General features: G+C 38.7%; 22 protein-coding genes. 15 read left to right on the plus strand and 7 right to left on the minus strand.

Annotated features, from left to right (window positions below):
• The first annotated feature begins 43 nt into the window (after positions 1–43).
• From vxrA to ACLKML_RS01380, 7 genes are all read left to right on the plus strand, one after another.
• The gene (gene vxrA / locus ACLKML_RS01350) at positions 44–1636 is read left to right on the plus strand and encodes a sensor histidine kinase VxrA (protein WP_413283300.1); all 1593 of its coding nucleotides are present in this window, start codon (positions 44–46) and stop codon (positions 1634–1636) included.
• Positions 1611–2276, plus strand: a complete 666-nt coding sequence (gene vxrB, locus ACLKML_RS01355; RefSeq protein ID WP_413283301.1) for a response regulator transcription factor VxrB — start codon at positions 1611–1613, stop codon at positions 2274–2276. The genes vxrA and vxrB overlap by 26 nt, the downstream gene beginning before the upstream one ends.
• Before the next feature lie 4 nt (positions 2277–2280).
• The gene (locus tag ACLKML_RS01360; protein ID WP_413283302.1) at positions 2281–3138 is read left to right on the plus strand and encodes a DUF2861 family protein; all 858 of its coding nucleotides are present in this window, start codon (positions 2281–2283) and stop codon (positions 3136–3138) included.
• A gap of 63 nt (positions 3139–3201) precedes the next feature.
• A complete protein-coding gene (locus ACLKML_RS01365; protein WP_413283303.1) occupies positions 3202–4383 on the plus strand; it encodes a conjugal transfer protein TraF in 1182 nt (393 codons plus the stop codon).
• A 41-nt stretch (positions 4384–4424) separates the two neighbouring features.
• On the plus strand, positions 4425–4568 hold the full coding sequence (locus ACLKML_RS01370) for a YoaH family protein (protein ID WP_317715854.1): 144 nt from the start codon (positions 4425–4427) through the stop codon (positions 4566–4568).
• Positions 4569–4955: 387 nt separating this feature from the next.
• Positions 4956–5126 carry a hypothetical protein gene (locus ACLKML_RS01375; protein WP_413283304.1) on the plus strand — a complete coding sequence of 57 codons (171 nt, stop codon included), beginning with the start codon at positions 4956–4958 and terminating at the stop codon, positions 5124–5126.
• 639 nt (positions 5127–5765) lie between these two features.
• On the plus strand, positions 5766–7424 hold the full coding sequence (locus tag ACLKML_RS01380) for a putative transporter (RefSeq protein WP_413283305.1): 1659 nt from the start codon (positions 5766–5768) through the stop codon (positions 7422–7424).
• Between the two features lie 155 nt (positions 7425–7579).
• On the opposite strand, the gene yciH is transcribed toward ACLKML_RS01380, so the two are convergent.
• Positions 7580–7891, minus strand: a complete 312-nt coding sequence (gene yciH, locus ACLKML_RS01385; RefSeq protein ID WP_413283306.1) for a stress response translation initiation inhibitor YciH — start codon at positions 7889–7891, stop codon at positions 7580–7582.
• Positions 7892–7893: 2 nt separating this feature from the next.
• Positions 7894–8256, minus strand: coding sequence for a DUF3319 domain-containing protein (locus tag ACLKML_RS01390; RefSeq protein ID WP_413283307.1), 363 nt, complete (start codon positions 8254–8256; stop codon positions 7894–7896).
• Positions 8257–8352: 96 nt separating this feature from the next.
• Here ACLKML_RS01390 and ACLKML_RS01395 point away from each other — a divergent pair, with 96 nt between their 5' ends.
• The gene (locus ACLKML_RS01395; protein WP_413283308.1) at positions 8353–9324 is read left to right on the plus strand and encodes a tyrosine-type recombinase/integrase; all 972 of its coding nucleotides are present in this window, start codon (positions 8353–8355) and stop codon (positions 9322–9324) included.
• On the opposite strand, the gene ACLKML_RS01400 is transcribed toward ACLKML_RS01395, so the two are convergent.
• Together ACLKML_RS01400 and ACLKML_RS01405 are read right to left on the minus strand one after the other, a co-directional pair.
• Complete coding sequence (locus tag ACLKML_RS01400) at positions 9308–10315, minus strand: D-alanine--D-alanine ligase (RefSeq protein ID WP_413283309.1); 1008 nt, start codon at positions 10313–10315, stop codon at positions 9308–9310. The genes ACLKML_RS01395 and ACLKML_RS01400 overlap by 17 nt on opposite strands.
• A 177-nt stretch (positions 10316–10492) precedes the next feature.
• Entirely contained in the window at positions 10493–11077 is a 585-nt protein-coding gene (locus tag ACLKML_RS01405) for an SPOR domain-containing protein (RefSeq protein ID WP_413283310.1), read from the minus strand.
• Positions 11078–11293: 216 nt separating this feature from the next.
• Between ACLKML_RS01405 and ACLKML_RS01410 the strand changes: the two genes are divergently transcribed.
• The 4 genes from ACLKML_RS01410 to ACLKML_RS01425 all read left to right on the plus strand — a co-directional run bounded on the left by ACLKML_RS01410 (position 11294) and on the right by ACLKML_RS01425 (position 16856).
• Entirely contained in the window at positions 11294–14056 is a 2763-nt protein-coding gene (locus tag ACLKML_RS01410) for a GNAT family N-acetyltransferase (RefSeq protein ID WP_413283311.1), read from the plus strand.
• 418 nt (positions 14057–14474) lie between these two features.
• Positions 14475–15218: a 5-oxoprolinase subunit PxpA gene (locus ACLKML_RS01415; RefSeq protein WP_413283312.1), complete on the plus strand. Its 744-nt coding sequence runs from the start codon at positions 14475–14477 to the stop codon at positions 15216–15218.
• Positions 15219–15225: 7 nt separating this feature from the next.
• Positions 15226–15942 carry a 5-oxoprolinase subunit B family protein gene (locus ACLKML_RS01420; protein WP_413283313.1) on the plus strand — a complete coding sequence of 239 codons (717 nt, stop codon included), beginning with the start codon at positions 15226–15228 and terminating at the stop codon, positions 15940–15942.
• Positions 15930–16856 (plus strand): biotin-dependent carboxyltransferase family protein, encoded by a 927-nt coding sequence (locus tag ACLKML_RS01425; RefSeq protein ID WP_413283314.1) that lies wholly within the window; start codon positions 15930–15932, stop codon positions 16854–16856. Before ACLKML_RS01420 ends, ACLKML_RS01425 begins: the two co-directional genes overlap by 13 nt.
• Before the next feature lie 83 nt (positions 16857–16939).
• On the opposite strand, the gene ACLKML_RS01430 is transcribed toward ACLKML_RS01425, so the two are convergent.
• The 3 genes from ACLKML_RS01430 to ACLKML_RS01440 form a co-directional block, all read right to left on the minus strand.
• Positions 16940–18394, minus strand: coding sequence for an NAD(P)-binding protein (locus ACLKML_RS01430; RefSeq protein WP_413283315.1), 1455 nt, complete (start codon positions 18392–18394; stop codon positions 16940–16942).
• A gap of 423 nt (positions 18395–18817) precedes the next feature.
• Positions 18818–21271, minus strand: coding sequence for an ABC transporter permease (locus ACLKML_RS01435; RefSeq protein ID WP_413283316.1), 2454 nt, complete (start codon positions 21269–21271; stop codon positions 18818–18820).
• 2 nt (positions 21272–21273) lie between these two features.
• Positions 21274–21945 carry an ABC transporter ATP-binding protein gene (locus tag ACLKML_RS01440; RefSeq protein WP_413283317.1) on the minus strand — a complete coding sequence of 224 codons (672 nt, stop codon included), beginning with the start codon at positions 21943–21945 and terminating at the stop codon, positions 21274–21276.
• Between ACLKML_RS01440 and ACLKML_RS01445 the strand changes: the two genes are divergently transcribed.
• The 3 genes from ACLKML_RS01445 to ACLKML_RS01455 all read left to right on the plus strand — a co-directional run bounded on the left by ACLKML_RS01445 (position 21944) and on the right by ACLKML_RS01455 (position 25908).
• The gene (locus tag ACLKML_RS01445) at positions 21944–22543 is read left to right on the plus strand and encodes an arylesterase (RefSeq protein ID WP_413283318.1); all 600 of its coding nucleotides are present in this window, start codon (positions 21944–21946) and stop codon (positions 22541–22543) included. The genes ACLKML_RS01440 and ACLKML_RS01445 overlap by 2 nt on opposite strands.
• Before the next feature lie 88 nt (positions 22544–22631).
• Entirely contained in the window at positions 22632–23828 is a 1197-nt protein-coding gene (gene fabV, locus ACLKML_RS01450) for an enoyl-ACP reductase FabV (protein WP_413283319.1), read from the plus strand.
• Between the two features lie 229 nt (positions 23829–24057).
• Positions 24058–25908 carry a putative bifunctional diguanylate cyclase/phosphodiesterase gene (locus tag ACLKML_RS01455; protein WP_413283320.1) on the plus strand — a complete coding sequence of 617 codons (1851 nt, stop codon included), beginning with the start codon at positions 24058–24060 and terminating at the stop codon, positions 25906–25908.
• Positions 25909–25979: the final 71 nt, after the last annotated feature.

Consider the following 25979-nt stretch of genomic DNA (forward strand, 5'->3'; position numbering starts at 1 on the left):
TAGCAATATTATTGTGTTAACAGTCTTGTTTTAAAAAACCGAAATGAATACGATCAAAGCCAACCTGTTTAGGTTGGCTTTGTCTTTATATAAGCGATCTTCTGCCATCTATCTTGTTTGGGTTTGTGTGCTTTTGTTCTGGAATGGTTTATATTATTACTATTCTTTGGTAATTTTGGCGAACAAATTGTCTCTACGCTATATTTTGTATTTTGCTTTAATCGCTTTAACGCCGTTTAGGGTTGTTGCGACGACTTTGCCAGATAGAATTGGTCAATTTATCAACTTGTTTGACTATTCTAGTGCCAAAGCCAGCTACGATGCTCGTGTTTTGCAAACCGACTTTCCGACAAAATTACTTTCACCTGAATACATGTTACCTCAAACAGCAAAATATCCTTTAAAAGATATTCAACAAGTGTATCAATTATCAACAGATTGCACTGGCATCTTACCCGTCAGTCCACTGGTTACGGAACCACTTGTATTTGTTAGAGCAATTTGTCGCGGAACGCCTTTAACTGAAAAATGGTTTGCACGCAGTGGTTTAATACACCCCGGAGGCGGGACTTATGCGCAACGATATGTAAATGAAAACCCAGAAAGCTTTGCGCAACTTAGCACTTATATGCACATAAATGAACGTCCAACAGCCGATGCTGATACCCTATTAGGTAGATTGCAACGAATGCGGTATGACGCGATTTTTGCGTTAATAGCTGGCGAACGAATGTTTGTCGATCGTGATGAACTTTGGTTGAAACGAGGCAGTAAGTATTACATTTTTCCGCAGGATATTTGGCAAGAAAACGCGTTAGAATCTGAACTCAAGTTTTCGATTGTTAATAAAGATGTATATTGCTTTGTGAAACGAGGTAATCTTTGTTGGGAGTTACCTGACCAATCCGACCTACTGCTGAAAAGTATGATCGCTTTGATCGTTATAAACATTACTTTAGTGATAGGTTGGGCAATATACCGTTGGAATGTAAAACGTGATGAATTGAAAAGTCGCATGTTAGTCTTGCAAATACTTACCCATGAACTTCGGACTCCGATAGCCAGTCTATCTTTAACCGTTGAAGGTTTCCGAAGAGAGTTTGAGAGTTTACCTGAAAGCGTTTACGATGAATTTAGACGTCTGTGCGAAGATACTAGGCGATTAAGACAGTTAGCCGAAGCAAGTAAAGATTACCTTCAGTCGGAACACCATAATCTTGCAACCGAATGGATACCATCGGTTGAAGAATGGTTGAGCTATCGCTATGAAGAAAGTAAAAAACCAATATCATTGGTTATTGATCAAGATATCGCGATAAAGGTCAATGTGTATTGGCTAGGAACATGTTTAGATAACTTGATTAATAACGCTAAAAAGTATGGAGTTGAACCAATTCAATTGCGAGTTGATTCTAAGGATGACTCCGTCGCATTTCGCGTTATAGATCAAGGTGCTTTAACCAAAAAAGATTGGAAAACCGTTAAGAAGCCATTTGTCAGTAAAGCTGGTTTAGGCCTTGGTTTAACAATTGTTGAGTCTATGGTTGGAAGAATGGGAGGCACAATGACACTCATTGGGCCACCGACTACATTTAAATTGGAGATACCCTGTGAAACAGACACTGCTACTCGTTGAAGATGATAAAAATTTGGCGGATGGATTATTAGTTAGTTTAGAGCAGGCAGGTTATGAGTGCTTACATGCTGAAACTATAGCTGAAGTCGCGCCAATGTGGGAAAAAGCTGATCTAGTTATTTTAGACAGGCAGTTACCAGATGGTGATACCGTTGATCATTTGCCATCATGGAAAGAAATAAAAAGGGTACCGGTTATTTTATTAACCGCACTCGTGACTATCAAAGATAAAGTCTCAGGATTGGATGCAGGTGCCAATGATTATTTAACCAAACCTTTTGCAGAGGCTGAACTATTTGCACGGATTCGTGCTCAATTACGTGGGCCCAAAGAAGAAGGTGAAGAAGATGAGTCAAGTAAAGTTATTACTGGCTCCTTAGTAATAGATAAATTGACTAGAGACGTATTTCAAGATGACGTATCGGTTACTTTAACTCGTACAGAATTTGATTTGTTACTTTTTCTGGCCAGTAATTTAGGACGAGTGTTTACACGAGATGAATTATTAGATCATGTCTGGGGCTATAACCATTTCCCGACCACGCGTACAGTTGATACTCATGTTTTGCAGCTGAGACAGAAAATTCCCGGACTTGAAATCGAAACCCTTCGAGGCGTCGGTTACAAAATGAAAGCCTAGTAAGATGCGTTTTTATCTATTATTTCTTTCTGTGTATTTTAGTACGTGCAGTGCTGCAAACGATTGGTTTGAAAGCAGTTCTCCGCTTAATCAGGCTCATCAAAAGCTGCTGAATAACGATTTGGAAGGTAGCTTCCGAGGGTTAATTAATGTGTGGCAATCAGAACCTGACGGCTACGTAAAACAGCATCTTAATGACTTGCTTCTCAAATCACTTGAAAGTGACTGTGGTAAAAGTATTTCTAACGAACCGATAGCGGCTTGGATCCACAGTGTAGTAATTAAAAGACAGTCAATACAAAGCCCAGGCCGAAGTGTGTCACGAGCAATTGTTGAAATTACTTCACCTGAAGAAATAGCTAGCGTAAGTCTGTTGAATTGGCCGGATGGCGCCGTATCAAATGAGAACAGTTTTGTTATTCAGCAAGGGAATGAACGCAATACTTATACAATGACTTACGATTTAACCCAAAGGTTGGCTAATGGTTTATATCGTATCGAAGTGACAGCAAAAAACGGTAATAATTGGAGCGTTTGGATTGTGATGTCTGAATCGATTTCAAAACAAGTAGTAAGGTGGGACTCTAAAGACACTTGGGCAGTGGACAAACTTGGTTTGTTAAATCCCTACTGTGTATTACCAGTATTAACGGTTTCATTATATGATTATGTCGCCGATGAGTATGTACGAGTATGGCATAGAGAGTATGAAAGTAATTACCCAAAACAACTTCCTATCAGCGAACTCAATGCGGACAGGTATGTGTTAGCGGTTGGGATTACTCATCATAGATGGCAGGGTGCTGTCATCATAGAAGACCAACAAGTTATCAGTAAAACATACGATATTTCAGCAGATTAATCCTAAAGTTTACCGATAAATCGCCGATAAAAAGTCAAATGACTTGATAACTCGGCGATTAAAATGAATAAACTTAAGTTAACTATTACTATAGCTTCTATAATGGCATCATCCTCAACGCTCGCTGCCAGCTACGCTGTAGATGCAAGAGGTGACGCGATGGGTGGTGTCGGTGTTGTCTCTGCTACTTATCTCACTGCTCCATTTTATAATCCTGCGCTTGCAGCTATTTATCGTCGAAATGATGATGTAGGAATGCTGCTTCCAGGTATCGGTATTAGCTACAATGATGAAAATATGTTGGCGGATAATATTGATACGATGGTCGATTTCATTGACAACATCGACTTAAGTGATTCTTCGAGTTATTCTCAGCAAAACATTGATGACCTCGATGCGGTAATGAATGATATGCAAGGCGATAATGCCAAACTAGAATTTGGTGCAGTTGCCGCATTTGGTATTCCTAACCCCTATTTATCAACGACTATTTTCGGTAAAGCCTACGCAGAAACATTTGTTGCACCTGACATTGCGACGAAAGATAGTTCTTTGTCAAATAATGCAGCCATCTTAGACCAAGCAGAAAAAAGCCGAATTAATATGGTTTCGATCGGTATTTTAGAAGCCGGTGCATCATTCGCGCGTTATCAAACCGTGTTTGGCCAACATATGTCGTTTGGGCTTTCTCCCAAAATTCAACGAATCAATACCTACGTATATTCAGCTTCGGTTGAAGACTATGATTTATTAGATGCTTTTGAAAATAGCACATCGAAAAGTATCTTTAATTTAGATGTCGGCGCGATGTGGTTTTATGGTCCTTTTAGAGTTGGCTTGTCGGGAGTTAATTTAATATCACGTGATATTGAAACTGAACTTATTTCCACAACTACCGGGTCTAGCTCTTATACTTATCAACTACGTCCTCAATATACGATTGGCACGGGCTTTGTCGCCGACTATTTTTCTTTAAGTGTTGACTATGATATTAATGAAGACAAAAGATTTGACCAATTTGAAGACAATACTCAGTGGATACGTGTAGGTATGGAAATTGACGTCCTCCGTCAACTACAACTACGAGGTGGTTATAAGAAAAATCTTGCTTACAATGGTTCGGAAGGAACCATCACCGGAGGGATAGGTTTATCGCCTTTAGGATTGTTCGAGTTAGATCTAGCGATAAGTTATACAAATGAGAACTCGATAGGGGCGTACGCAAACTTTCTTGCCACCTATTAAAAATCGATTTATAGTCAGCCCCTTAAAAAAAGGGGCGACATATGTTTAATGATTTACCTTCACTATCACATCAAGAACAGCAAGAAGCGGTAGAAAAAATCCAAGCCTTAATGGAGCAGGGTATTAGTACTGCTGAAGCAATTAAGATTATTGCTGAACAAATACGTAAAGAAAAAGCCGAATAAATTATAAGTGACAGTTCTTTGTTTAACTGCCACTTATCTTCATATAGCGCACTATAACTAAATAAAATTAAATCAAAATATCCCAATATGCAACGGTTTATATTGAGCTAATTACTAAATTTAACAATCCTATTCTAATACAACACAGCAACAACATCATGATTTCAATCAGTTAGCCCTGCATAGTTATGCGCACCTTAATATTAAAAAGTTACATATTGTACCTAGCACAACTCAATGTAATAACGTTACCTGAGCATCCAATCATTGTTGCTCAGGTTTCCATGATTCGTTTTGACATTAAAAATGGTAAGTGCTCACTATTCCATTTGCTCATAATGCGGTTGGGTATCTAATTTAACACTAAGGATATAAAGACTCTACGCCGTGACATTAGGTACGGGCAAAATGTTAATACCGTTACGTCTACATCAGCTTATGTTAAACATGCTAATCTTTATTGCTGAGTTTGATACGGATTTTTGTAAAGAACGTTTGTCTGAAGAGACAGTTAAAGCCAACCGAATGCAGTCGAATTTGGGCACTAATCAAAACTAGTTAACGGAATGAAAGCGTGAATTCATTTAAAGTGAATTTCAGGCGCGTCACTACTGAACAGCAATTACCAGAATGCAGGTTGGCGTAATAAGTGGGAATTAAAATATAGTGCGCATTATGTATCTTATGTTAAATTGAATTTAAAGTAATGCACTTGAATATCTTTTTGTGTGCCCTTTTTATTGAGTGACGTTATTAATCTATATGTCTCGAAATTTAACCAAATTGTAAAATTTAAAACTGAACATGCGTAGATGTTACATTATATGTTAATAAATTAAATGACTTTAAATACAGCAACTTATTTCTACGTATAGCAAACTGTATAATATTTTGATCAACGTCTCGCTTTAAAACATTGTTTTTTGCTCTACAGCACACATCACCATCTACACTGATTATCTGATCCTCTTTAAAGCGTATTATATTCTGTATAAATTAGGTAGCACTCAGTAGCCAAAATAATTTAAATACTCTCTAACCACTCCTTTCGTTCTTTTAACACGAATTCAGTTCTTACCGAGCATATAGCGATACTAACGCGCTACCTTAATCAATTTTTCCACGTGTGACCTGGCTAATAATTGCTAGCAATGTCATGCGTAGATCGCAAGTTTTAATAACTATAGGAGACTCATTATGAGTGAAATTGCACTTTCTATTAGCATTTTATCGCTAGTAGCCGTGCTCGGATTATGGATAGGTAATTGGAAAATAAGAGGCGTTGGTTTAGGGATCGGTGGCGTACTTTTTGGTGGCATCATTGTTGGTCATTTTGCTCAGTCTTTGAACATAAGTCTAGACAGTCACACATTACATTTTATTCAAGAATTCGGGCTCATATTATTTGTATACACTATCGGGATCCAGGTTGGACCTGGATTTTTCGCATCATTAAGAAGTTCAGGATTAAGACTCAATGGGTTTGCTGCTTTAATCGTACTCCTTGGTGGACTAGTTACCGTCGTTATTTTTAAGTTATTTGATGTACCGCTACCCGTTATTTTAGGTGTGTTTTCCGGCGCGGTAACCAATACACCGTCACTCGGTGCTGGTCAGCAAATACTTGGTGAGCTTGGTGTTAGTGAACATATGCTCGAAATGACAGGTATGGGATACGCCGTCGCTTATCCATTTGGTATCTGTGGAATTTTGCTTACCATGTATTTATTACGATTAGTGTTCAAAGTTAATGTAGACAAAGAAGCACAAGAGTTTGAAGCATGCAGCGGCCAAAAAAAAGACGGCTTGCTTTCTAAAAACGTCGCCTTAAAAAATTCTAATCTAATAGGTTTAAAGTTGTCGGAGATCCCTGCCCTTATCACCGATGATGTTATTTGTTCTCGGCTAAAGAGAGGTGATGATTTAATTGTTCCACGAGAGGATACGCGAGTCGATTTGAATGACTATTTACATCTAGTTGGAGATAAAAACGCGCTCAAAAATGCCGTATTGGTCATTGGTGAAGAAGTTAACGCTAATCTTTCTACCAAAGGAACGGATATGAGGTCACAGCGCCTTGTTGTCACCAACGAAAAAGTACTTGGTAAAAAAATCAGTGAATTAGGACTCAAAGAAAAGTACGACGTGGTAGTTTCTCGTCTAAACCGAGCTGGTATTGAGTTGGTTCCCTCTGGTGACACCCATTTACAATTTGGAGATATACTCAATTTAGTCGGCAGAAAAGAAGCGATAGAATCAGTTGCTGGTATTGTAGGTAATGTACGACAAAAACTAAATCAGGTACAAATGTTACCGATATTTCTCGGTATAGGGCTTGGCGTTTTACTCGGTTCAATACCTATTTACTTGCCTGGTTTGCCAGCCGCAATAAAATTAGGTTTAGCTGGCGGACCATTGATCGTCGCTCTCATTCTTGCTCGGATCGGTAGTATCGGTAAGTTATATTGGTTTATGCCGCCAAGTGCTAACTTAGCCTTAAGAGAGATTGGTATCGTATTATTTCTTGCTGTTGTCGGCTTGAAATCTGGCGGAGGATTTGTCGAGACTTTGGTGAATGGCGATGGTATGAGTTGGATGTGCTACGGAATTGCCATAACATTTATACCGTTAATGACGGTTGGCGTTATTGCAAGAATGTTTGGCCAGCTGAATTATCTTACTATTTGTGGGATGTTAGCTGGCTCAATGACCGATCCACCGGCACTGGCTTTTGCCAATGGATTACATGCTACTAGTGGTGCATCTGCGTTATCTTATGCCACCGTCTATCCATTAGTAATGTGTCTGCGAATTTTACTACCACAACTCTTAGCGATACTGTTGTGGGTCGGCTAGCTTTTATTATTGCTTCCGCTGTTTGTTTTTCAAAACCGCGGAAGTGATCTTAGTTTATAAACTTTGTCTAGATAATATATCTGAACCAGATATATAGAAAAATTTGTTCTTCGATTAGTTTATTAGAGACTAGATATTTCTAATAAACTATAATACTAGCCACCGGCTAATTTGACTTTATAACCTTTCTTCTCAAGATGCGCTTTTATTTTTTCCCTATTGTCACCTTGAATTTCTATTAGACCTTCTTTAACTGCGCCCCCACAGCCACAAATTTTCTTAAGCTCTCCTGCTAATAGTTTGAGTGGCGTATCCTCTAAATCGAGTCCTCGGATGACGCATACACCTTTGCCTTTACGACCTTTGGTTTCTCTTTGTATTCGAACAATTCCATCCCCTAATGGACGCTTAACGGTGCTTTCTTCTGGCTTAATCCGACCTGTTTCTGTTGAGTAAACTAATGACATTTTTATTTTTTTCTCTTTGCTGCAATGGCTACATGTTTATCGATGTGTTTTTTTATCGCTTCTTTAGAGCCTTTAACTAATTTACCATTAAAAAAACAATACCAAGAATTTTTCGCTCCTGAATCATTTTTGATATGTTCACCGAGATATTCTTCTTGCTGTTCGGGTTGCTCGACACTTTTTGGTGGAGCAATATTAACAAATTCATTCGGCTCTATAATAGTAGCAGTATCGCACCACCAATCTATTGATTTTTTTACAGCAGTTAAATTTCCGGATAATACTTGTTTTTTAATTCTAACATGCCATAAATCTTTTCCAGAACTAGACTGTATGCAATAGCCTCTATGAAATATCGTTGCCATATAGAATATTCTTTTAAGAGTTGATTATTATATAATAATTGTAATTTCGCTATATTCAAGTATATTTTGTGCAAATAGATTAAGTTATAGTGCACTATGGTTAAGAAAAACATTTCTCCTATTATCGATATCAATGTAAAAAGTAGAAGTACGAAAAAGTTTAATTCTCGTATTGTAAAATCTGATATGAGTAAATTAACTCAGGATCAGTACTCTACAAGTTCGGTATTAGCGTTAACTTCAGATTGGAATCGATTTGTTGACTTCTGTAAAAGCAAACATGTCCACGCCCTACCAGCATCAATTACTGCAGTGCGCATGTTTTTGGAACATGAATCTAAGGACCGAAAGTTCGCCTCACTAAAACGCTACAGTGTAACAATTACAGTTATTCACCAGTTACACAACTATCCTTCCCCTACCTCACATCGGCAAATTCATTTTACGTTATCGCAGTTACGAAATATGAAAAATGGAGATGCAAGACAAGCTAACGCGTTAACAGTTCAACACCTTGAACAATTGAACTGCATTATAGAAAAGCATACTTCATTACGCTCAATAAGAGATTTAGCGATTTACTACGTAATGTTTGAATGTGCATTAAAGCGCTCAGAGTTAAAAATTATAACACTTGACGATGTTAGTTTATCGGACCAGTCCTATACGCTTATTGTTAAAGACCACCATTACAAATTAAGTCATTTAGCTAGTAACGCCTTGAACAAATGGCTCGATTATTTAAATTTAAATGCTTCGAGTGGTTACATGTTTAGACGCATAGATAAGCACGACAATATTGGCGTAAACCAACTTGATGATTCTTCAATATACCGAATACTTCGCCGAGCAAGCGATCTATTGGGGCTCGATCACTCGCATCGATTCACTGGACAATCCGCTCGTGTTGGCGCAACACAAGAATTACAAAAACAAGGGTTTGATATCAAAGATATACAAGATTTTGGTCGCTGGCTAAGCCCTGCTATGCCAGCGCAATATCTACAAATGACGCGCATGGCAGAGCAAGAAATGAGTAAATTTAAAGTAATTAAACCTTGGGATTAGAATGAACAGACGCTTTAACGGCACATGCTAGATAATCGCTAAAATTATGCCCGTTATTCTCTAGCATTTTTGGGAACATTGAAATAGGCGTCATTCCTGGAAAGGTATTGACTTCATTTAAGAATAACTCATCTTCTTCGGTTAGAAAAAAATCGATGCGTGATAAGTCTTTCAGCTGCATATGTTGAAAGACTAAACGACTATATTTTTCTATATCGTTCAATTGGTCAACCGTTAGATTTTTCGCTTCCACTTCGGTAAGAGAATGGCTATTAGGGCTGTATTTTTCTTCATAACTGTAAAATGCGTTATCCGGTGCGATAACTTCACCAGGTTTCGAGATATACAGTTGTCCTTGGTATTGGTAAGCCGCAACTTCTAGTTCACGTGGTTTGACAGATTTTTCAATTAAAACCTGATCTGAATAGTTAAATGCAGATTCAAGCGCGGGTATTAATGCATCTCTATCAGTTACACTGTAACACCCTACGGAAGAGCCTTGACTTGCCGCTTTGACAAATACACTACCCCATTGTTCAAATGCTTTATAAGCTTTATCTACCGAGCTTTTCTTGAGATCAACTAAAAATAAATACGGTGTATTAGGAATACCAATCGCATCGTACCAAAGCTTTGAGGTGATTTTATTGAAACTATTTTTACTTGCTTCCGAATCACAACCAAAATAAGGAATTCCAGACAACTGAAACATTGATTGCAAATCCCCGGTTTCTCCTGGGTATCCGTGGACACACGGAATAATGTAGTCAATAGCAAGTTCATTTTGGCTACAAATTAAAACGCGTTTATTGATATCTAAATTTACATGTTTACTATTTAAAAACCATCCGTCTTGAGTGATTTCAACTAAATGAACGTCAAACTCAGAGTGCACCTTGAGTTGTTCGGCTAAAAAAGCAACGGAGAGTAATGAAACCTCATGTTCAGAACCACCACCGCCACATAAAAGAAGCACAGAAATTTTATTCATTTTAAAACAATCCATAAAACAACACGTTTAAACCAATTTCAATCATAACCATTTGATCGTTTAGGTACAGTAAAATATAAAAATAAACCTCGACCAAACTCTTTTTTGCATGAAAAGCATACAACAAAGGATCTTATACAAATAAGATCCTTTGTTTCAAAACGAATTTAAGCGAAATTACTTTAATTTGACCAATTTCGGATAAGAGGAAATTTTGATTTCATCTAAGCTTTTTACAAATGGTTTAAACTCACGTATGTAAGAAGGTAATGTTTGAATTGCTGCTTTTGCTTCTGATTTGGTTGCGTAATCACCGTATAAAACAGCATACCAATCCGTGCCATTGACTTTTTTATGATGTTGCCAGACAGGATTCCCTTGCGGTAATCGATTAGCATAATTTGATGCTTTTTGAGCACTGCTAACCGCGACTACCTGAATGGTATAACCAAATCGCATTGCTTCTACTTTTTGTTTTTCAGAAGGTGGAATAATTTTAATCATTGTGTTGTTTGTATAAGCAGTACTAGTAGAAGCTTTAGCTTGATCCGTCACCATTTTCTTTTTAGTAACGATTACATTTTTAGCGGTTTCCGACCCAACATTGACTTGTTTTGTTACGTCAATCTCCTTGATCGGCTCTGCCATTTGTTTAGTATTATATTCTTCTTGATAACTTTCGCTGGTCACCTCTGTTATCAATTCGCCAGAAGAGCATGCAGTCAACAAAGCAGACAAAGTAAGTATAGAAATATTTCTCATAGCAAAAACCGATTTCCTTTTGTTATTCTATGCAAATCATGCCTACTGAATTCAATATAATCAAGCGGATAATTATATCAATTCAATTAAGTCTGTGAACTAAGACACACTATAACAGCACAACTTAGCTTGCTTGGTCACATGTCTAAAGTATAACCAACTCATACGACATTAAATCTATTATTATGCAATAAGAGCTATGTACTAGAGGTTTCTATGAATAATATCGCAAAATTACTTAATCCTACTTCAGTAGCCGTGGTTGGTGCATCGAATAGGCCATTTAGAGCAGGCGAAGTGGTTATGAAAAATTTGCTTAATAATGGCTTTCAAGGTGCGATCATGCCGGTCACGCCAAAATACAAAGCAGTTTGTGGCGTGTTAGCCTATCCAGATATTGCTAGTTTACCGATCGTGCCTGACGTTGCTATTCTTTGTACCAATGCCGTTCATAATAAAGAGATTTTCTTAACTTTAGCCAACAAGAAAGTCTCCGCCGCCATTATCCTCTCTTCTGATATGCACATATTAAATCAACATGGACAGACCATTGAAGAAGAATGTTTGCAAATTGCCAAGCAACATAATATTCGTATTTTAGGTGCCAACAGTCTTGGTTTAATCCTACCGTGGCTGAATTTCAATGCTTCTTTCTCTCCGGTTAGCGCAGCGCGTGGAAACATTGCGTTTATTTCTCAATCGGCTGCTGTATGTACCACTATTCTCGATTGGGCCAATGATAAAGATATCGGATTTTCTGCTTTTATTTCTATAGGTAATGGCGTTGACGTTGATGTTGCGGAATTACTCGATCATTTGTGTACTGATAGCAAAACATCGGCCATTTTACTATATATCGACTCTATAAAAGATGCCCGTCGATTTATGTCCGCCGCTAGAGCCGCCTCACGAAATCGCAGAATATTGGTACTAAAAGGAGGAAGAACTCACGCTGGTAGACAAGCAGCACAGCGACATACTGGTGGCAATGATACTTTGGATATTATTTATGACTCAGCAATAAGACGTACCGGAATGCTAAGAGTTAGAAATACCCACGAATTGTTTGCTGCGGTAGAAACTCTCACTCACGCAGTCCCTTTAAAGGGCGAACGTCTGGGTATCATAACCAATGGTGGCGGACCTTCTATTATGGCGGTAGACACTCTGTTAGAAAGAGGCGGTAAACTCGCCCAACTCAGTTCGGAAACCATTGAGAAATTAGACCAAGTCTTACCATCTGCTTGGTCAAAGCATAATCCCATTGATATGATCGGTGACGCGGATAAGAATCGATATGTCAATTCAATACAAGCGCTACTGGATAGCGATGACATTGACGCATTATTGATTATGCATAGCCCCTCAGCAGTCGCTCATTCAGTAGAAACAGCACAAGCTATTATCGACTGTATTAAAGCTCATCCTAGGCATAAACGCTTTAATATTCTGACGAATTGGAGCGGAGAGAAAACCGCTAAACAAGCAAGATTGCTCTTCACACAAGCTGGCATTCCTACTTATCGAACTCCAGAAAGTGCCGTGGTCGCTTACATGCACTTAGTGGAATACCGGAGAAACCAGAAACAACTAATGGAAACCCCTACCAACTCAGAACAAATAGGGCCAGAAAACAAAAAGTTTGCCTGCCAATGGATAGCCGATCAAATTCCAAGTGATAACACATCTGACCTGGATGAAGGTAACTTAGCTATAAATAATTTAGATACACATAATTTAGATACACATAATTTAGATACAAATAGTAATGATCGTAGCTTTGTTCTTGATACTCACGAAATTGCCCCACTGTTAGCTCAATACAAATTTACAGTATTAGAAACATGGATTGCGCAAGAGCCGGCCGAGGTGGTCTATATAGCAGATAAGATAGGCTATCCTGTAGCAGTAAAGCTGCGCTCGCCAGATATAGCTCATAAATCCGATGTAAATGGTGTTGTGTTAAATTTACGTAATCGAACAGAAGTTCAAAATGCCGCTCAAGCTATTTTAGACGGTGTTCAACTCAATTACCCGTCAGCAAATATTCAAGGTTTATTAGTTCAAGCCATGGCTAGCCGAATTGGAGCGTATGAATTACGTATTAAAGTAAAAACAGATCTAACCTTTGGCCCAGTAATTATGTTAGGTGAAGGAGGTTCTGAATGGGACGAAAGCATTGATGCGGCGGTTGGTATTTTACCTTTGAATATGGCTTTGGCTCGCTACCTTATTATTCGCGCGATTAAAGGCTATTCAATCCGACCTCAAAAAACCAGTAATCTCGATATCGATCTTCTATGCGATTTCATTGTTAGACTTTCTCAAATGGTTATCGACAACCCACAAATACATGAATTAGATATCCATCCACTGCTGGTTGGCAATAAATCGTTAACTATTATTGACGCTGATTTAACCTTAAAACCTTTTTCAGGCGACCCTCACCGAAGACTAGCAATTCGTCCTTATCCGGTCGAACTTGAAGAGAAAGTCACGTTAAAAAATGGTGAAAGTATAAAGCTGCGTCCTATCCTTCCAGAAGATGAACATGCGCACGCTGGATTCATAAAAAATGTATCCAAAGAAGATTTATATAAACGCTTTTTTACTGAAGTCGGTGAATTTAATCATGAAGCTTTAGCTAATTTGACTCAAATAGACTTCGATAGAGAAATTGCTTTCGTCGCAGTGACAGATGTTGGCGAAATATTAGGCGTATCAAGAGCTTTAATCAATCCTGAAAATACTGATGCCGAATTTGCAATTCTAATTCGTTCTGACTTAAAAGGACAAGGGTTAGGTCGACTTCTAATGACTAGAATTATTGATTTTTGCAGAAATAAAGGGACAACACAAATGTCAGGAATGACCATGCCAACCAATAGAGGTATGTTAACTCTGGCTCAAAAACTCGGCTTTAAAATTGATGTTCAATTTGAAGATGGAACGGCGGATATGTTACTTGATCTGGATTAACACTTTTTGTAATAAAAAAAGACCGTAATCCGGTCTTTTTATTTATGAGTACGCTTAATTACTTAGATTTCATCTCTTTGCGTACCATTAATGCAGCAGCAATAATAAACGTGACTATTAGAGCCAGTTCCATATTTTTCCCTTAAAATGTGTTTTAAAAAGTGTTAGTAAGGATCGGCGCAACATTAACAGATTGGTTAATTAAAATACACAAAAATGCTGAATTTTATTATAAATGTCTACTTATATCTAAAAGATTAGTCTTACTAATGTTATAAAAGCGATTATTGCTAAGTACATCATATTATTTCCGACAGATAAATAGCGATACTCTCAATTGGTATTGTGTCCGCTAATGACAGTTTTTAGCGATATAATCATCAATTGACAGTGTTTCAACCATGAATAAGGGGTTTAAATGCATTCAGATCAGTTAACCATTAACTGCGATATGGGCGAAAGTTTCGGGATTTGGAAGCTCGGAGAAGATCAGGATGTGATGCCATGGATAGATATGGCCAATATTGCATGTGGTTTTCATGCATCCGATCCTAATGTTATGTCCAATACCATTCAGTTAGCTATACAACACGGAGTAAAAATTGGTGCACATCCTGGTTATGCCGATATTCAAGGTTTTGGACGGCGTTCTATTCCGCACAGCGATAAAGAGATTATCAACCTTATCTTGTACCAAGTAGGAGCAATTAAAGCACTCGCAGATTTGCATGGAACAACGGTTGACTATATAAAGCCTCATGGTGCGCTTTATAATGACATGATGAGGTCAACGTCAACATTTAAAGCCATTGCTAAGGCAGCACAAGTGTACTCGTTACCAATGATGATTCTCGCTAGCGCGGATAATTCGCAATATCTTGAGCTAGCGGATGGATTTAATGTGCCACTTCTTTTCGAAGCGTTTGCTGATAGAACCTATTCCGACAATGGACAACTTTCTCCACGAGATCACCCACAATCTGTATTAACTAATAGCGACGATATCTACTATCAGGTTATGCAAATCGCCAAATATGGGAGCGTTACAACCATTACAGGCCAAAAACTCGACATACAAGCCGATACGATCTGTATTCATGGTGATAATCCGTACTCTATTGCTTGTATTCAAAAGATAAAACAATCTCTCGCCACATTATGAGGATACTATGTTAAACCAGCCAATATTAATCGAAGCGGTGTGCGAGTCATCTATATTAATTCGATTTTCAGATAAAATAGATGGTCAACTTGCGGTACTAATTAGTCACGTTGCTGAATTGATATATCGCCATCATTCCGATTGCATAATGAACTTAACCCCTTCATACACAACCTTGCTGATAGATTATTTGCCGTATCGAACTAGCGAAGCCGACTTATTACAGAGTTTGACTACAATCGTTGCTCAAGTCGGACAAAATGTTGACTCAGACAAATTAACCAATATTAGTAAAATTATCTATTTGCCCGTCTATTACGCTGAAGATGTTGCGCCTGATTTACATACATTATTAAAAAATAAATCCATGTCGTTACAGACATTAATAGATAAGCATACTCAACCTGAGTACAGAGTATGTTCTATCGGTTTTTCACCAGGTTTCGCTTTTCTTTCTGGACTGGTTCCTGAACTAGAATCACCTAGACATGACACACCAAGGTTAAAGGTTGCCGCAGGGAGCGTTGGTATAGCGAACAACCAAACAGCGGTTTATCCGTCCTCTACACCAGGTGGTTGGCAGATTATCGGTAATTGTCCGAGCAGACTATTTGATCCCAATAGTGAAACACTGTCGCCATTTCGAGTGGGTGATAAAGTTAAGTTTGAACCAATAACACGGGAACGTTTCATCGAGTTAGGAGGTGAATTATGGCCCATTTAAAGGTAATTAGACCAGGCCAACTCAGTCTTATTCAAGATTTTGGGCGCTATGGAATTTCACCACTAGGCGTAACTCAAGGTGGTCCAATTGATGAATACGCTTACTGTTGGGCAAACCATTTGCTCGGTAACCCGCCTAACTGTTCCACGCTTGAAATAACTTTAGGTCAAGCTGAATTTCAATTCAGTGACAATTGCATGCTAGCCATATGTGGTGGAGATCTACAAGCAAAACTAGATGGCGTTGCTATACGAAATTGGACCTCTTTCTACGTCTGTGCTGGACAAACATTAAAGTTTTCTCTACCCAAAAACGGATTAAGAGCCTATTTGGCAATAAATGATGGTTTTCAAATAGAACCTCATTTAGGCAGTACCAGTACTGTAATGCGAGAATCTTTAGGTGGGATAAATCAAGATGGTCAATCTCTGACTAAAAACGATAAACTCCCTTACCGTAAACTTTCGACACCACTTGAATCCAAACAACTCACGTTTCGTTTCACCCCCGATTACAATTTACCATTGAGGTTAAGGCTAATTGAATCTTACCAAGCAAATTTATTTAGCAAATCAGCCAAACATCATTTTTATAATCAAACTTACCAAGTGGGTCAACATAGTGACCGAATGGGATATCGTCTAGAAGGAGCGCCAATCGACGTCCCTTCCAGCGGAATAATATCTGAAGGCATCGCATTAGGATCGGTTCAAATTCCACCAGACGGCAAGCCTATAATTTTGCTTAACGACCGACAAACCTTAGGTGGCTACCCGAAAATTGGCGTATTGGCCCGTATTGATCATGCAAGAATTGCTCAAGCTAAACCAGGTCAACAAGTAAAATTTATACGCGGTAACCGTAAGCATCTACAAGATATTTGGTGCTCGTGGGCTGTTCGGTTTGGCTACTAAAATTGGTTAACTCGTTGTTATGTCGACGTTATATAGGTTGACTTATTATGCCCAAGCTAGCTGATTAGTTACAATCTAAAATATCAGCTACTATCTTGATTTTTTAGACCGCTGACTTTCGCAAGCCCTATCGGGTAACCGCGGTCTACTGCTAATTTTACCGCATCTTGCTCGACATCATTACCATCAAGTGACGGTGTAACGCAGTGTGATGAGTTGAAATAAAACATGTTAGATTCTTTTAAGTGTTCTACTATCTTCATCGCAGCTTCTATAGCTGATGAACCTTTTACAATCTCTACCCTAGCGTAGTTTGTGCCATGGAATGAAACATCAGCTGAACGTAACGACGCGTCTAGACCTGGGATCTGCTGAGCACCATAAAGAGGTTCCCCAGCTAACGATGCGCTAGAAAAAGAAGGAATAAATCGGCTCATATGCTTAATGGCCAATTCTGTTCTTTGCTTTGTTTGAGTTTTGTCCCAACCTTTTTTCAATTTAGTCAGTAGATAGTCTGGTAATTGAGGTTGCGCCGATCGAGTAGCATCACTAGCGACCAAGCCATCTTTGAACAAAGTGATATCTTCTGTCATACCATGCAGTTGAAAGATACCATCGGCATACGGTGTCAGCTGTGCCATTCCATCCACCGTTCCTCGTTCACCATGAAAGATAACTTCAGGCCACACATCTTTACTCTCGGCCCAATGAGTAACATAAGCCGCTTTAAATTCTACCAGTCTATTACGTGGCGCTTTAACCAGGTTATCCAGTGTTCCTGTTTCATACCCACATGCATTGATTAAATAATCGACGTTAATCTCAGCATTTCCTGTGGTTTGATTGCAATAACGAATGGTCCACTGGTCTGGTGTTGCTTGAATATCGGTTACTTCCGTTGATAGGAATACCTGCGCATTAGCAAAATCTTGTAACATTAGCTTTGTTGTAGAAGCCAGTCTAAATAAACTCCACCCATATTCTTGTACCAATACAACCGGGTATTTTAACGATTCAAGATCAACTGAGTTGACGAATGGGATCATCCAGTCATCCAGTATTTTTGGTTGTCCGTTTTGCGTTTGCCCTTTTAATGCCACCAATTGTGCCTTTGAGTATGTTTTATAATACTCGTCTGGCTCGCCTAACACCTTGTTAGTTTTATCTGCTGTTACCAATTCAGCATAATGCTGTTGAATCGCCACTAACCTAGCGATGAGAGACTCAGGCTCTCCTTGGTCCACTTTAGGTACCGCGATAATGGTGGGACGAATATTAATGGTATGTGGGAATAGCTTGACCGATTGTATAGATTGTCTAAGCAAATCAATACATTGTTGTTCATCTATATCTCGATATAGATTGCCACCAGCGTGTAAATGACATATTGGCGGACCAAAAACCAAACTAGGCTTGCGCTCAAAAAGATAAGTCTGTATTCCGAGTTCAGCCAGCTTTATCGCCGCAGTAGCTCCGGCGATGCCACCGCCAACGATACCAATTTTAAGTGCTGATGACGTTTTGTTTGTTTTGTTCATTTACGTACTAAGCTCATTAATCCTTGGGAGATATTACTAATAATAAACACTAAAATTTAACCTGTTTTCAGTGAAATATTTCGCTGAAAAAAAACTGACTTTTTTATAAAAAAACACTTGACTTAAATTGTTCAAAAACGCTTTTATTATGATTTATAGCTAGTCCGTTTGCTTACAAATAAGCCTGTAGGGGCGTCGTGAAACATTTAGTTTATTTGGCCTAAAGTTATCCAAAACTTTATCCACCGAATCTGTGGATAACTACCCTAATAGTCCATCATTATGACAGCTTACTGTTCTAACATAAATTAATCTCATAATAAACAAACAATTAACCTCATTTTTCGTAAGTGCTTCCTCATAATAACGTCATATAACCATCACATTATTATGAGGAATTGAGGATAACCTAATTAAAAAACATTATTGTGCCGATTTTATCGGCAGTAATAGTTGTTTAATCAAGGTACGTATTACAATAGCTAAAACAATGAACGACAGCACAGGTAAAGCAACCCACAATACTGGATGTGCTCGTCCTTCTAATTCAAAACCAACATTCATAATACTAACAACGCTAATTTCAGCGCCTAAGCTCGCGACTAAGCCAGCAACAACGGCCATCAAGCCATATTCGCTCCAAATAGTATTTTGAATTCTACGCTTTGAAGCGCCTAATGTCCTATAAAGACGAATCTCATCTTGTCGTTGCGACAAACTTAATCGCAGCAATGTAAAGATTAGCAAAAGCCCAGCAACTACTCCTAACGACGCTAATACCGTAATCGACCAAATAAGCTGAGTGAGTAAGTCACGGATTTTTTCACCCATCGCACGAATATCCAATAGACTAACGGTAGGAAAATTACGCGACAAATCACTAAGTAAGCGGTTGTTGTTGTTATCTACTTTATAGCTAACCATCCAAGTAGCCGGTAATGATTCAAGTACATCTTGGCTAAAAATGAAGTAAAAATTAGGTTTCATTTCTCTCCATTCAACATGTCGAATACTGTTAACCGTCGCATTAACTGTTTTACTGTTAATAACAAAACTCATTTCATCGCCAACCTGTATATTCAAATCGGCAGCGACTTCTGATTCAACCGAAACACCGGAGCTAGGTGTCCACTTACCTTCAATAATAGATGCTTGATTGTCAGCATCATTTACCCAAGTATCATCAACCCAAGTAAAGTTAAGTTCTCGGCTTAACGATTCTGCATCAGCTTTCGCGCCTTGATAATCTTTTGCTGCTACGTCATTAATTTCACTCACACGACCGCGAATAATTGGGTAGGCTTTAGAGCGCTCTAATGATTCGCTATCTAGTGCTTTGAGGTACTCTTCAATTTCATAAGGTGCAATATTTATAGAAAACACATTCGGCGCATTATCAGGTATAGCTTGCTGCCAATCTTGCAGTAGGTCCGTTCTAACTAACCAAATTACTGCCAGTAGCATTAAGGACAAACCTAATGCGCCAAATTGAAGTGTACTGGCTAAACCAGAACGATTAATTCGGCTTACCGCAAGCTTCATTGAAGCACTAATAGGAAGTTTATTAATCAGTTTTATGATTAACAGGCTCAAAACTCCAAGCAACGCAAATAACAACACAATACCCGCAAGAACAATCCATACTAACGTATTGTTGTGATAAGCAATAATCATCGGAATAATTGGCACCAACACAAGTAAATAGGCAGTCCACGATTTTTTACCTTCCTGTGCTTGCATCACGTTGGCTGCCGAGGTGTTAATCAGCCCTAACAGTGGTATTCCTAACGCAGGTATACCAATAAGTACGCAAGAAACCATAGCAACTAAATATGGTTTTATTCCATAACTCGGTAACGGATCGGGTAACAAATCGGTTAATGGGATCCTTAATAATATTTCCAATAAATATCCAGAAAAAATACCGAAGACCGCGCCTATTACGAAAAGGATAACCACCTGTATTAACAACCAGTGTCGTAACCACGATTTACTGGCACCTAAGCTTTTAAGCATTGCAATGGTTTTCCGTCTACCTGAAACGTAATTTTGACAAGTTAACACCAAGGTGGTTGCGGCCATGATAATGACAATAGCAACAGTAAGGGACAAGTATTGCGTTGTACGTTCAAACATCTCATTACTTCTGGAGCCATTACTTTGGTCTCGCCAGCGATCACTAGGAGTCAACGTCACAGAATCTTTTATTTGCGTTAAGCTCTGTTCATCCCCTGTTAGGTATAAATTAAATCGTACTCGACTGCCTATGCGCAATGCGCCTGTTTTTTCTATATCCGAACTATGGATATAAACAGCAGGCATCTGTTGGAAAGGATTAAAAGACAAACCTGGCTCTTGTACAACCTTGCCATTAACGACAAAATCAGCATCACCAAGTGTTACAGTGTCACCCTGTTTAATATCGAGTAATGAAAAAACTCGTTCATCCAGCCAAAGCTCCCCTGCACTCACCTGCTCTAATTGGCTAGTCCCATTATCTAACATTAAATTGCCGCGCAATGGATAAGCGGAATCTACTGCTTTTACGGTTACCAACTGCATTTCATTTTCGCTAAATGCCATGGTAGAAAATCTTACCAATTGTGCCTCAGACACGTCAGGCTGCACGCGAATTGTATCAAAAAGAGTGTCAGGAACGGGATTAGACGAAGCGTAAACTAGATCGGCAGTTAAAGCATCTTTGCCCTGTTTAACAATAACTTGTTCCATTCGCTCAGCTAATGCTGACAAAGCAAATACGCACGCAATGATAAGAGTTAGAGCAATAGAAATAGGCCACAACTGACCATGGCGGATTTCTTCCATACTCCAACTGAATAAACGTCGATTAAGAGAAAATACTGATTTCTGCTTCATAATTAGTTCACCAACTTGCCTGCTTGCATATGGAAGGTCTTGTCACATCGCTCGGCTAATTCTGGATCATGTGTCACGAGAACCAGCGTTGTACCGTGCTTACTATTAAGCTCGAACAGTAACTCGACAATTTTTTCCGCAGTATGCTGATCCAAATTCCCTGTTGGTTCATCAGCAAAAAGAATTTTAGGTTTTATCATAAACGCTCGAGCCAAAGCGACACGTTGTTGCTCGCCACCCGATAATTGAGAAGGTAAATGATCAACCCGTTGTGCTAAACCAACAGAATTAAGTAACTCTGTTGCTCTCTCTGTATCTTCATTTTGCCCTTTCAATAGACAAGGAAGCGTTACATTTTCTATAGCGGTTAAGCTCGGTATCAAAAGAAAGCTTTGAAAAACAAATCCTACTGACTGGCTACGTATTGCTGCTCGCTGCTCTTCATCCAATTGAGAAATTGCTTTGCCCATTAGATGGACATCACCTTTTGTCGGCACATCTAACCCTGCTAATAAAGTCATCAATGTTGACTTACCGGCACCAGACGTCCCAACAATCGCGACACACTCTCCTTCATCAATTTGTAAATTTACGTCATCAAGGATTGTTAATTGCTCTTGTTTAGTAGAAACTAATTTACTTAATGATTCAGCTTTTATAATGGGATTTGCCATGACTCGATTACTCTCTTTACTATTTCTTCTATTTTCCTGTACTGCAAGTAGTAACACAATTTTGCTGTTAGGTGATAGTTTAAGTGCAGGTTATCAAATGCCAATTGAAAGCAGTTGGCCGACAAAACTCTCATCAGACCTTGCAGAAAAAGGCTTTGATTACACAGTCGTCAATGCCAGTATTTCTGGTGATACCTCGGGTAATGGGCTAGATAGACTACCCGACCTGCTCAAGCAATATGAACCACAATGGATACTAGTAGAACTGGGTGCCAATGATGGATTAAGAGGTTTTCACCCCAAAATTATCACTAAAAATTTGCAACAAATTATTTCACTTAGCCAGCAATACGGTACCAAAGTAGCTTTGATGCAAATAAAGATCCCACCGAATTATGGACAACGTTACAGCCAAGCGTTTGAAGATATATACCCAAACTTAGCGGAACAATTCCAAATACCGCTTCTTCCGTTCTTTCTTGAGCAAATCATATTGAAACAAGATTGGATGAAACAAGATGGACTTCACCCTAAAGAGGTAGCTCAACCGTGGATTTCCAATTATGTGGCAGACAGCTTAGCGTTATATCTGAATTAGTCGCCAAAAAAATGCCCTAGCGCAAAACTTAACGTACAACGTACTTATATATTGGAGATCCAGACGAGAAAACTGAGAATACAGACTGATGATAATAGAACCCATTATTAAAGGTGTTGTCGCCAAATCTGCTCACCCAACCGGGTGTAAACAAGCAGTGAAAGAACAAATAGACTACGTTAAATCAACAAAACCGACTAACAATGGTGCAAAGAAAATACTTATTCTAGGTGCTTCATCGGGGTTTGGGCTTGCGGCAAGAATAGCGGCAACGTTTGGCGGAAGTGAAGCGGATACCATTGGGGTCTCTTTTGAACGTGGCCCTTCTGAAAAAGGCGCTGGTTCAGCTGGCTGGTACAACAACATCTATTTTAGTCAATATGCCGAAGCAGAAGGACGCAAAGCCATCAATATTGTTGGTGACGCTTTCTCCGAGGAAATTAGATCCAACGTGATTGAAGCCATAGAAACCTATTTTGAAGGCGAAGTGGATCTAATTATATATAGCTTGGCCACAGGCGTAAGACCCAAGCCTTCAGGCCAAGGTATGTGGCACTCTGCTATAAAAACCATCGGCGATAGCTTTACTGGTGCCAGTGTGATCTTAGAAGACGATAGCTGGCACACTACCACTGTAGAGCCAGCAACCAATGAAGAAATCAATTCCACTATTAAAGTAATGGGTGGTGAAGACTGGGAATCTTGGATAGATACATTAATTAATTCCGACTCTATTGCACAAGGTTGTAAAACCATCGCGTTCTCTTATATAGGGCCTAAACTTACTTACCCCATTTACCATGAAGGGACACTAGGTCGCGCGAAAGTAGATTTGCACCAAACAAGTCATTCCCTCAATCTGAAACTAGCCAAATATGGCGGTGGAGCATACGCTACCGTTTGTAAAGCATTAGTGACTAAAGCGAGTGTGTTTATCCCTGCATTTACGCCTTATATTCTCGCGCTTTATAAAGTCATGAAAAGAAAAGGAACACATGAGACTTGTATTCAGCAAATGCAACGATTATTCAGCGATAAACTGTTTCAAGGCGTGGTTCCTGTTGATGGTCAACGATTATTAAGACTGGATGAATTTGAACTCGATGAGGATGTACAAAACCGGGTTCAACAAATTATTGCGGATATGAATGCCGATAATTTTAAAGTTTTAGCTGATTACGCTGGCTATAAAAATGAGTTTCTCAAACTGAATGGTTTTGGCCTAGAAGGTGTCGATTACCAACAGGTTTTCGACATCGATCAACTCAAGAAACTCAAACCATAGCGGCACTGCGCTAGCCACTGAGTTACTGTAGCTGCAAATCACCCGTCTCATTTTTAAAACAAACCCTCCACTATGGAGGGTTTTTCTACTAATGCTAAAGTTATCGCATATACTTACAAAATATAGTCAATTAAAAACAGTTAGTTATTCAATACACAATGATAGTGAGCCATACGGAATGGATAAACTAACTTTAGGGAGCGTAAGGTAAATGGATAATAGAAGCTATATGAATAAAGTAAACACCGCTGAGCTTACTTTACCTTCCAATGTTATATATAGTTTTAACAATTTAGTCGAACTGTTAGACAATTTTTATAACGCTACCTATTCATGCATAGTTCAAGAGAAGCCCTCTCCCTTTATCATTTGTAGCAGTAATAACTTTCCTCACAATTCATCTGGTATGCTAACGACGCTAATTGATACCATTGTACAAGATCGTCACTCTAAAAATGGAACAGCGTTAAATGGTACGATTAGTGTAAAAAGCGACCACAATACAAAGAGCGATAACTTTACCTATACTGGTCAGACACTATTTTGGCCTGACAACAGCGTTTTTGCTGCAATTATTGTTTTCAACCGCATCGATATGCCATCAACAGCGGACGGCGAAAAGTTATTATTGATCTGTAAACAGTCAATAGAAGCACACTTAACAACCGTTTATCAACAATGCCGACTAGTCTCATTAACCGAACAACTAAAAAATAGCAGTGATAATAAAACCAAGAACATTGCCAACTTAAACTGCACATTAAGCAAAGAAATAGACAAACGTAAAGCCGCAGAGAAACAAGTTTGTTATCATAAAAACCACGACATCGGCACAGGATTTCTCAACCAACAAGCATTAATTGAAAGAACCAATGAACTGCTCGCTCTTGTGCGAAATAACCAAGAAAAACTCGCAGTTGTGCATGTCAATTTTTCCAATGGGCGCAAAATTCAAGAACGTCATGGTGATAATATACTCGATGATCTACTTATCGAATTTCGAGAACGAATAGGCCAAATAGATTGCATTAATTCGGTAACTGCTCGAATTGGTATTGCCAATGTCATCTTAGTCATCCGTAGCAAACACCTACAACCTTTCATTGAGAATTTTTGTCACCGATGTATTGAAATTTGCCATTCTGATTTTCTTATCGAACAAGAGCATGTTCATCTGCATACTTTTATTGGTGTTTCGACCAGCATCGACTCAACAGCCGTTGAAGACTTAATCTATTTTGCTAATGAAGCGGCTTTCGCATGCAAAGATACTGGGCGTCAATACAGCTACTACTCAGAAAATCATACTGAACAAAGAATGCACACCAATGAAATTGAAAGTTATTTATTAGAAGCGGTACGAAACGAAGATATAGAATTATATTACCAACCTAAAGTCGACTTAAATACCGGAGCCTGGGTTGGCGCGGAAGCACTAATACGTTGGAACCATCCAATACTTGGGACCATATCAAATGATAACCTTATCCAATTAGCCGAACAAAACGGCCTCATCTTTGAGGTAGGTAATTTCGCTCTACGCCATGCCATCGAGAACGTGAGCGAATGGACACTGTCCAACGATTTTAAAATCGCCGTTAATGTCTCTGCCATGCAGTTACAAAATATTGACTTTATTAGCTACGTCGAGAATTTATTACAAACTTATCACTTTCCCGCTTCAAAGTTGGAACTTGAATTAACAGAAAGTTGTTTGATTTCAAATGAATACCTAGCAAGAAAAATACTAAGTGGTCTAAGTCAACTTGGAGTTACACTGTCACTAGATGATTTTGGAACGGGCTGTGCGTCATTTAGTTATCTTAAAAACTACCCTTTTAATAGTTTAAAAATTGATAAGAGTTTTGTACAAAACCTAACGCAAAATTCTAACGACCAAGAGATTATCCATTCAATAGTGCAAATAGCTAAAAAACTAAAATTAGACGTGACTATAGAAGGCGTAGAAAATATCGAGCAAGAACATTTTGTGAAAAATGAAGGTTGTGATTTTGCACAAGGTTACTTATACGGTAAGCCTATGACGGACAGTGAATTTATTCAAAATATAAGCAAATAAGATTAAACTGGCTATCTTGTTTATCGTTACCTATAATTCGCCACCTACATAATTATTAGTGTGCTAATCTG

Origin of the sequence: Vibrio sp. MA40-2 (assembly GCF_047302445.1) — a bacterium.
Taxonomy (GTDB): domain Bacteria; phylum Pseudomonadota; class Gammaproteobacteria; order Enterobacterales; family Vibrionaceae; genus Vibrio.

What these genes read in the sequence shown, in the direction of transcription:
- vxrA (WP_413283300.1), top strand. Translation starts at nt 44, where the DNA reads ATGAATACGATCAAAGCCAACCTGTTTAGGTTGGCTTTGTCTTTATAT.
- ACLKML_RS01360 (WP_413283302.1), top strand. Translation starts at nt 2,281, where the DNA reads ATGCGTTTTTATCTATTATTTCTTTCTGTGTATTTTAGTACGTGCAGT.
- ACLKML_RS01365 (WP_413283303.1), top strand. Translation starts at nt 3,202, where the DNA reads ATGAATAAACTTAAGTTAACTATTACTATAGCTTCTATAATGGCATCA.
- ACLKML_RS01370 (WP_317715854.1), top strand. Translation starts at nt 4,425, where the DNA reads ATGTTTAATGATTTACCTTCACTATCACATCAAGAACAGCAAGAAGCG.
- ACLKML_RS01380 (WP_413283305.1), top strand. Translation starts at nt 5,766, where the DNA reads ATGAGTGAAATTGCACTTTCTATTAGCATTTTATCGCTAGTAGCCGTG.
- yciH (WP_413283306.1), bottom strand. Translation starts at nt 7,891, where the DNA reads ATGTCATTAGTTTACTCAACAGAAACAGGTCGGATTAAGCCAGAAGAA.
- ACLKML_RS01390 (WP_413283307.1), bottom strand. Translation starts at nt 8,256, where the DNA reads ATGGCAACGATATTTCATAGAGGCTATTGCATACAGTCTAGTTCTGGA.
- ACLKML_RS01395 (WP_413283308.1), top strand. Translation starts at nt 8,353, where the DNA reads ATGGTTAAGAAAAACATTTCTCCTATTATCGATATCAATGTAAAAAGT.
- ACLKML_RS01400 (WP_413283309.1), bottom strand. Translation starts at nt 10,315, where the DNA reads ATGAATAAAATTTCTGTGCTTCTTTTATGTGGCGGTGGTGGTTCTGAA.
- ACLKML_RS01405 (WP_413283310.1), bottom strand. Translation starts at nt 11,077, where the DNA reads ATGAGAAATATTTCTATACTTACTTTGTCTGCTTTGTTGACTGCATGC.
- ACLKML_RS01410 (WP_413283311.1), top strand. Translation starts at nt 11,294, where the DNA reads ATGAATAATATCGCAAAATTACTTAATCCTACTTCAGTAGCCGTGGTT.
- ACLKML_RS01415 (WP_413283312.1), top strand. Translation starts at nt 14,475, where the DNA reads ATGCATTCAGATCAGTTAACCATTAACTGCGATATGGGCGAAAGTTTC.
- ACLKML_RS01420 (WP_413283313.1), top strand. Translation starts at nt 15,226, where the DNA reads ATGTTAAACCAGCCAATATTAATCGAAGCGGTGTGCGAGTCATCTATA.
- ACLKML_RS01425 (WP_413283314.1), top strand. Translation starts at nt 15,930, where the DNA reads ATGGCCCATTTAAAGGTAATTAGACCAGGCCAACTCAGTCTTATTCAA.
- ACLKML_RS01430 (WP_413283315.1), bottom strand. Translation starts at nt 18,394, where the DNA reads ATGAACAAAACAAACAAAACGTCATCAGCACTTAAAATTGGTATCGTT.
- ACLKML_RS01435 (WP_413283316.1), bottom strand. Translation starts at nt 21,271, where the DNA reads ATGAAGCAGAAATCAGTATTTTCTCTTAATCGACGTTTATTCAGTTGG.
- ACLKML_RS01445 (WP_413283318.1), top strand. Translation starts at nt 21,944, where the DNA reads ATGACTCGATTACTCTCTTTACTATTTCTTCTATTTTCCTGTACTGCA.
- ACLKML_RS01440 (WP_413283317.1), bottom strand. Translation starts at nt 21,945, where the DNA reads ATGGCAAATCCCATTATAAAAGCTGAATCATTAAGTAAATTAGTTTCT.
- fabV (WP_413283319.1), top strand. Translation starts at nt 22,632, where the DNA reads ATGATAATAGAACCCATTATTAAAGGTGTTGTCGCCAAATCTGCTCAC.
- ACLKML_RS01455 (WP_413283320.1), top strand. Translation starts at nt 24,058, where the DNA reads ATGAATAAAGTAAACACCGCTGAGCTTACTTTACCTTCCAATGTTATA.